7 protein-coding genes are annotated in these 5,925 nt (G+C 63.0%); 5 read left to right on the top strand and 2 right to left on the bottom strand.

The features are described 5' to 3' along the window. Positions 1-423 precede the first annotated feature (423 nt). The 3 genes from OKB81_RS19105 to OKB81_RS19115 all read left to right on the top strand — a co-directional run bounded on the left by OKB81_RS19105 (position 424) and on the right by OKB81_RS19115 (position 2,358). The gene (locus tag OKB81_RS19105; protein ID WP_041206866.1) at positions 424-717 is read left to right on the top strand and encodes a helix-turn-helix domain-containing protein; all 294 of its coding nucleotides are present in this window, start codon (positions 424-426) and stop codon (positions 715-717) included. Then, positions 701-2,017: a HipA domain-containing protein gene (locus OKB81_RS19110; protein ID WP_005332142.1), complete on the top strand. Its 1,317-nt coding sequence runs from the start codon at positions 701-703 to the stop codon at positions 2,015-2,017. Before OKB81_RS19105 ends, OKB81_RS19110 begins: the two co-directional genes overlap by 17 nt. Positions 2,018-2,115: 98 nt before the next feature. Then, positions 2,116-2,358, top strand: a complete 243-nt coding sequence (locus OKB81_RS19115) for a DUF3297 family protein (protein WP_005332143.1) — start codon at positions 2,116-2,118, stop codon at positions 2,356-2,358. Positions 2,359-2,636: 278 nt separating this feature from the next. Here the strand turns inward: OKB81_RS19115 and OKB81_RS19120 are convergent, their stop codons facing one another. Both OKB81_RS19120 and OKB81_RS19125 read right to left on the bottom strand, forming a co-directional pair. Then, the gene (locus OKB81_RS19120; protein ID WP_041205391.1) at positions 2,637-3,065 is read right to left on the bottom strand and encodes a DMT family transporter; all 429 of its coding nucleotides are present in this window, start codon (positions 3,063-3,065) and stop codon (positions 2,637-2,639) included. Between the two features lie 10 nt (positions 3,066-3,075). Then, positions 3,076-3,564, bottom strand: coding sequence for a DMT family transporter (locus OKB81_RS19125; RefSeq protein WP_081805658.1), 489 nt, complete (start codon positions 3,562-3,564; stop codon positions 3,076-3,078). Positions 3,565-3,664: 100 nt separating this feature from the next. Between OKB81_RS19125 and OKB81_RS19130 the strand changes: the two genes are divergently transcribed. Both OKB81_RS19130 and OKB81_RS19135 read left to right on the top strand, forming a co-directional pair. Continuing rightward, entirely contained in the window at positions 3,665-4,558 is an 894-nt protein-coding gene (locus OKB81_RS19130; RefSeq protein ID WP_005332127.1) for a LysR family transcriptional regulator, read from the top strand. A gap of 149 nt (positions 4,559-4,707) precedes the next feature. Continuing rightward, positions 4,708-5,811, top strand: coding sequence for a YdcF family protein (locus OKB81_RS19135; RefSeq protein ID WP_041205389.1), 1,104 nt, complete (start codon positions 4,708-4,710; stop codon positions 5,809-5,811). Positions 5,812-5,925 lie beyond the last annotated feature (114 nt).

The following is a 5,925-nucleotide window of genomic DNA, read 5'->3' on the forward strand; positions in this document are numbered from 1 at the left end:
AAGCAGAGAAAATCGATACAGAACAGGACCTTGGAAGGAGTTTTAAAGGGACTCAACGCTTAAGGTCCTGTACATGAGCTCCCCTTATATCCCCGCCCGATTGGGCGAGGGTTTACGGGGCAATTGCTAAGATTCAATCTAGTCTTCAATTACTATCGGCATTACCATATGAATCTTTATTAAAAATTGACTTACGATGTGATCGGATTTAACTCCATACATCCAGACACTAGTCCCTACTCCACTGCGGAGGAGATAGTGTTGTAACTATGTGAATCGCCAACAGCTTTGTAGACTCCTCTACACTTTTATCTTGCAACCAGTACCAGAACCATCAAAAGTGCACCATCGTACACATTTGATTGATGTATTCTCACGCCATGGGTTAAGGTGTAACAACCTACACTTTTTTTCGTGATCATGATGGCAGACGCATCGTTGCAAACCGGCCCGAAAGAACTGGATCCCGCCTCCCTGGGGCTGGCGATACGCGAGAGACGCAAGGCCGCCAGGATGACCCAGGAGGTGACAGCCTCACTGTGCGGCATCTCCAAGAAGACCCTGATCAAGATTGAGAAGGGGGGTGATGTCTACCTCTCGACCCTGCTGCAGGTGATGAACGCACTGGGGCTGAGGTTGCAACTGGTGCAAGAAGCCGGGTCACAGGTAACGAGCGACAGCAGCCAATCAGAGGTCGGTGATGATGAGTGGTTCTGAGCGCCATCGGCTTGAACTTCGGCTGGGTAACCAGCTGATCGGCCATCTTGAATATGACTCCCAACGGGATACTTTTCAGCTCGGCTATACACCTGCATGGCAAGCTCGCGGCTTCCCGATCTCACCGCCGCTGGCGCTGGATGGTTCGGCCAGCAGCGCCCAGATCCGGGCGTATCTCGGCAACTTGCTGCCAGAAAATCGCGGGCTGGAGCACCTGATTGAAGCGCTATCTGTTTCGCGCAGCAATCTCTTTGCCCTGATCCACGGCATCGGCCGCGATGTCTCCGGGGCGGTCACCTTTACCCTGCCCGCAGAGCCCGATATTCCCACCCACTTTCGCCCCATCACCCCAGAGGAGTTGATGCTGCGGCTCGATCAGCCCGAGCTCTGGCCGCTGGAAGTCTGGGATGGTCGCCCCCGCTTATCGGTTGCGGGGGTGCAGGCCAAGCTCAACCTGCTGCGGCTCGAGGGGGCGCTGGGATTTGGCGAGGGTGAGATCTGTTCCACCCATCTCCTCAAGTTCGAGCACCATCCTCATCTGGTGATCAATGAGTTTGTGACCATGCGACTGGCCGCACTGCTGGGCATGCCGGTGGCACAGGTCGAACTGCACAGGGTCGGCCAAGGCGATAAGTCCCACCGAGGTTTGCTGGTAGAACGCTTCGATCGGCGTCTTGATGAAGATGGCTTGAGGGTTCGCCGTCGTCATATGATCGATGCCTGTCAGGGGCTGGGGTTTCCCGTCACCCGAAAATATGAACGCAACTTCGGTGACGGGCGGGATGTGGCCCATATTAGGGAAGGGGTGAGCCTGCCACGACTGTTCAGCCTCAGCGTCCTTTGTGTCAATCCGGCGCAGGCCAGACTGGACATGCTGCAATGGCTGCTCTTCAACCTCTGCGTCAACAATCACGATGCCCACGGCAAGAACTACAGCTTCTTCGTATCAAAAGCAGGGCTGATGCCCACCCCCTGGTACGATCTGGTCAATGTGGGGCTTTACCCCGAGTTCAACCAGCATCTGGCCATGGCCATCGGCGACGAGTTTGCTCCCGAGGCGGTCAACGCATGGCAGTTGCTGGAGATGGCCGAGGCGTGTGACCTGCCCAAACGCCTGTTGCAGCAGACCTTGCACAAGGTGGCCAGCGACATACTGCATCAGCTTGATGCCGCCATCGCCCTGGTCGAGACAGACAATCCCGCCGAGCTGGCTTATCTGGCGCGTTACAGAGACGACGTTGAGCGCCGTTGCCACCATTTTCAGGAGCAGGCGACGCTGTTGCCCGAGCTGCAACGGTAGCCGGACCTTGTCCACCCCAATTGGACGCAGCCCAGCCTTGAGCCCATGGCGGGCATTGCCTACAATGACCCACTTTTTATCACACTCAGGTCTATAAAATGAGCGACAACAAACCTGCACTGCCCGACCGTCTGGCGGCCAATCCGCGTAGCCCGCACCATGTGGCAGAGTGCTTCCAGCACGAGATCGGCATTCGCGTGAACGGCAAGGAGCGCACCAATGTCGAGGAGTACTGCATCAGCGAAGGTTGGGTGAAGATCCCCTCCCCCAAGGCCAAGGATCGCTACGGCAATGCCATGCTGATCACCGTCAAGGGCACCGTCGAGGCCTTCTACGCCTAAGCGGCCCTGACCGCGTGCCCCCTACAGGGGCGCAACTTTGTTATTTCAAAGCACCGGCCAAGCGCCGGTGTTCTGCGTTTTGGGCCGACCCTGGCTCATAGGCGGCCTCTCTTCCTTTGTTCTCCTTTGCCTTCCTTTACCTTCCTCCTCCCTTTCTTTCGCCTTTTTCCCTTCCGCCAGGGCCCTGATCCGGCTGGTATGCGGCCTTTTCGTCCAGGCAAGGCGGCGATCTTGTCATCCCTGCTGGTTTATCCGCACCATCACAGCACCGCTCATTCTCAGGAGCGTGGCTTGCCGGCCTGCCAGCGTTGCAGCGCGGCCCCCGCCAGCACCAGCAGGATGCCGAGCAGATCGCTCGCGGCCAGCCGTCCGGCCAGGGCATCGAGCAGTGCGCCCCCCGCCAGCTGGCCCGTGACGATGAGCAGGGCGCAGGCCAGGGCGCCGACACGGCCGATGGCCCAGCTGCTGATGGCGACGAAGAGCGCCCCCAGCACGCCGCCGAGCAGCAGCCAAGGATCGAGCCCGGCGAGCCGCTCCCAGGGCGCCCCCTTGAGGATGAGCAGGGCGCCGAGCAGCCCAAAGCCGAGTAGGTGGTTGGCGAGGGACGCCGTCATGGCGCCCCGGGCGCTGGCGAGGCGGCCATTGAGGGTGCGCGACAGGCTCACCGCCACGCCGTTGAGCAGTCCCAGCAGGATCAATATGGTCATGGTGTTTCTCCTAACCGAGCACGATAAGCAGGGCGCCGGCCATCACCAGCAAGGCGGCGAGCGCGTCCTTTCCCGAGGGGCGGCGGCGGGCCAGCCCGAGCCAGCCGAGGCCATCGCACAGGGCACCAAACAGCAGCTGGCCGAGCAGCAGCAGGGCCAGGGTGCCCGCCATACCGAGGGATGAGTTGAGGCACAGGGCCGCCAGCACCACGGTGAGCGCTCCCGGCAGGCCGCCGAGCCAGGCCCAGGGCGGGGCCGCCTCCGGCGTCGGGGGCCTTGGGGAGAGCCACCACAGGAGCGCGGCGACCAGGGTGCCGACCCCGTGGGCCAGCCAGCTCCCGAGCCAGGGGTCGGTGGCGCGGGCCAGTGCGCCGTTCTGGGCGATCATCAGCGCCAGCAGCAGGCCGGCGGCGAAGGCGGCCAGGGCGCCCAGGGTCTGGCCGAGTGTCTGGCCGAGGGCGGGGCGGCCGGGGCCGCGGTCAACAAGAGGGGGGATCATGGGATTGCTCCTTGGTGTCATTGGCGAGCAGGGTAAATTGTTTTTGATTCGGGGATAATCTACCCTTCCGGAACAACATTGTTTCCATATTGAGAACAGCATGAACCAGGATGCCTTCGCCCTGCTCCCGGCCTTCGTCGCCGTGGTGGAGTCGGGCAGTTTCTCCGGCGCCGCCCGCCAGCTCGGCCTCAGCAAGTCGGTGCTGAGCAAGAAGGTGAGCCAGCTCGAGCAGGCCCTCGGCTGCCAGCTCATCTATCGCACCACCCGCTCCCTCACCCTCACCGAGGCGGGGGAGCGCTACTTCGAGACGGTCCGCCATGCGGTGCGTCTGGCCAGCGACGGGGAAGATGCCATCGGCGCCCTGCAATCGGCCCCCCGCGGCCTGCTGCGGGTAACTGTGCCCATGGTCTATGGCCGGCGCCACATCGCCCCCCTTGTCCCCGAGTTTCTCGCCCTCCACCCCGAGGTGCAGTTGCAGCTAGAGATGAGCGACGCCCAGCAGGATCTGGTGGCCGAGGGGTTCGACGTGGCGGTGCGCATCGGCGAGCTGGAGGATTCGAGCCTGGTCGCCCGCCGCCTCGCCCCCTGTCTCAGCACCCTGTGCGCCGCCCCCGCCTACCTGGCGCAGGCCGGCACGCCCCACACCCCGGCCGATCTCGAGCGCCACAACTGCCTCTTCTACTCCCTGTTTCGCGGCGGCACCCAGTGGCGCCTGCACGGGCCAGAGGGAGAGGTGGCCATCACCCCCAGGGGCAATTTCGAGGTCAACAACAGCGATGCCATCCACACAGCGCTGCTGGCGGGGCTCGGCATCGGCAACATGCCGGACTTCATCGTGGCGCGGGATCTCGCCGCCGGCCGACTGGTGCCCGTGCTGCCGGGCCATGCCCTGCCCGAGCACGGCGTCTGGTGCGTCTATCCCAGGCGCCGCCACCTGCCCGCCAAGGTGGAGGCCTGGCTCGCCTTCCTGCAGGAGCGGCTGGGGCTGCGCTGAGGGGCGCCATCGGGATAACCGGAACGGTTCACGTTTTTTCATCGGGAAAGGAGTAGAGTAGGCAGCAAACCAAGCATCTGTTTTTATTGGAAAAGCATTCAGGGGACGAGCCACGGCATCGCACCCCTCACCCCAGGTGGAGCCCCATGATGAAGAAAACCGCGATTGCCCTGACCCTCACCAGCCTGCTGACGCTGCCGCTCGTTGTCTCATCCGATGCCTGGGCCGCCCCGGTGCGCTCCCTGCAAAAGGAGCAGAATTACGAGCAGTTCATCAGCAAGCGCCAGGTGGTGGATCAGCTGCTGGCAGACGCCGCACGCATCTTCCACTCCCCCGCCCGGGTCTCAGATGCCGGCTTCACCGCCAAGATGCCGAGCAACATGGAGCAGGTGACCACCCTGCTGCTGGAGGCCCACCAGCTCGAGCCCTATCGCACCGATCTGCTCATCTCGGCGGCCAACGCCCAGATCTACAACGGCAACGTGGAGAGGGCCATCGCCCTGTTCGAGCAGGCCCTCACCGCCGCGCCGGACGATCTGGACATCAACACCTATCTCGCCACCTGGCTGCGCTTCAAGGGCGATCAGACCAAGTCCGATGGCTACGTCAAGCGGGTCGTCGAGCTCAATGCCGGTCGCGCCGCGGATTTGCAGCGGCTGTTCGCCACCGTGGACAGGGTGGTCGCCACCCCCCTCAAGGAGCGTCAGGGACGGGGCGAGAAGAAGGGGCGCCGCGCCATCGTCACTCTGGGCTATGCCCTCAATCCCGATGGCTCCATGAACGATATCCTGCTGGGGCGCCTCGAGACCACCCGCGCCCTGGCCCAGGCCGATCCGGCGGCCCTCGTCATCCTCACCGGCGGCGTGCCCCAGAACCGCCAGACCGAGGGCAAGCTGATGGCGGACTGGCTGGCGAAGAAGGGCATCGACCGCTCCCGCATCATCGAGGAGAACTACGCCACCAGCACGGTGGAGAACGCCCTCTACAGCGGCTATGCCCTCGCCCGCCACGAGATTGAATACGCCACTCTGGTGAGCTCGGCGAGCCATGTGCGCCGGGGCCAGACCCTGCTGGAAATCGCCTGCTGGCAGAGCGGCCCGGCCAATATCCGCATCGACAGTGTCGCCTACCCGGACAAGCCCCTCTCCGCCCTGGCCAAGGCAAGCCCGGAGGAGCTGCTCGGCATCTACCGCGACGCCCTGCGCACCTATGGCCTCTGGAGCTACCGCTCGGCCCCGCTGATCGAACGCTGATCCCATGGCATGACGCCCAGCAAAAAGCCCGCCATTTGGCGCAATGCTGATCAGTTAAGGATCCATTGACCGATCCTTCTGCTGTAGGACAATCCGGAACCAATCACTGGTTCC

The sequence above is a fragment of the Aeromonas sp. QDB56 genome, from assembly GCF_027705505.1.
Classification (GTDB): Bacteria; Pseudomonadota; Gammaproteobacteria; order Enterobacterales; family Aeromonadaceae; genus Aeromonas; species Aeromonas caviae.